We start from the raw sequence: 1,141 nt of genomic DNA, 5'->3' as shown, positions 1-1,141 counted from the left end.
TCTCTTTGAGCGAGATTGAACTAGGGAATGGAACATAGAGGCAGAACTGCTTGGTGAGAAAGCACCTGTGAAGAACACAACGCGTTATGCCACTCGCGTGCTATGCCACCTTATCCTTCGTTGTTTCTTGTGTTGTTCCTCGCGTGGCGTTTCCTTGCTCCACTGGTGGTGGAAGGTAGGTGGAGGGCTGCGCGCGCTGGGCCGCGAGGAGTGAGAGCGCATCAATGGCGTTCCTGTTCTCTTGGACAAGTCGGGCAATGTCTCCTGGTTTTTGCCAGGTGTCTTCGGACCAGTAACGTGGTACTTCTTGGTTGGCTTGCTCGTAGCAGTGTGCTTGTACGTCAGGTGTTAAGCCATCACCGGGGGAGCCGAAGCTGCTTCCTTGATGCTCTGCTACGGCTCGATCAAGGGCGTTAAAGAACTGCGTTGCTGTTCGTTCGTCCCGTTCTCGCTCTTGGATCATGTTTTCGGTAATGATGTCTTCAACACAGTAATCTACCCTGGATTGGACTGCTGCGTCGCGTTTCTCGCACCATCTCATGGACAAAAGAAATTGCTCGAATGCGTGGTAGGAGGGAAAGAAGTAGGGTGCTTCGTGACCTTGTATGAAGAGTGAAACGTTGCACGTGGAGAGAATTGTGGCGTATTGCTCCATCACTTGCCATTCATCTTCGGTGGGTTCGTCTTTGCTGAGGAAGTCGCTGCTTTGGTAGTGCATGGGTTGTCGCCGCTCGAAAGTGCCCCTTCCAGTAAGGGGCTTCTCCTGTGTGTTACTTGAAAGGTTTGCTGGGCGGGTTCTTGTCCTTGGTCCTTGCTTTCCTATTTCTTTCCTTTCCCTTCCTGCCCTTTGTACTTGTTACGGGCTCCGGGAAGGTTCGTTGCGTGGGCTGAATCGGTAGTACTCTTATTTAAATTTTGCTGTTCTTGGCGAGGAGGAATGAGTCAATGGTAGAAAGAATCAATGTTGTCGCCTGCGAGCTCCTTTGAGGAGGGTGTTTGCTTTTTGCGTGAAGATGGTGGGAAGATTGCTGAAGCGCTTGGTTGGAGATGCTTGCTTTCCGAAGATGAATGCGTTTCCTTCCTTAATTGCTTCAAGAAACGCGCTTGGTGTCATTCCTTTCGTCGCGGTCACGGCCTTTCC

At 51.3% G+C, this 1,141-nt stretch carries 2 protein-coding genes; both read right to left on the bottom strand.

Annotation, left to right across the window (positions count from 1 at the left end; genetic code table 11):
- Positions 1-100: 100 nt before the first annotated feature.
- Positions 101-718, bottom strand: a complete 618-nt coding sequence (locus D6783_05490) for a hypothetical protein (GenBank protein ID RME52232.1) — start codon at positions 716-718, stop codon at positions 101-103.
- 240 nt (positions 719-958) lie between these two features.
- Positions 959-1,141, bottom strand: a 183-nt coding sequence (locus tag D6783_05485; GenBank protein ID RME52231.1) for a hypothetical protein, incomplete at its 5' end; no start/stop codon positions are given.

It is taken from the genome of Candidatus Woesearchaeota archaeon, from assembly GCA_003694805.1.
In the GTDB taxonomy this organism is placed as follows: Archaea; Nanobdellota; Nanobdellia; order Woesearchaeales; family J110; genus J110.
This window is presented reverse-complemented; position numbering and strand designations above follow the sequence as displayed.

Coding starts and splice junctions, on each gene's coding strand:
- D6783_05490 (RME52232.1), bottom strand. CDS start 718: ATGCACTACCAAAGCAGCGACTTCCTCAGCAAAGACGAACCCACCGAA.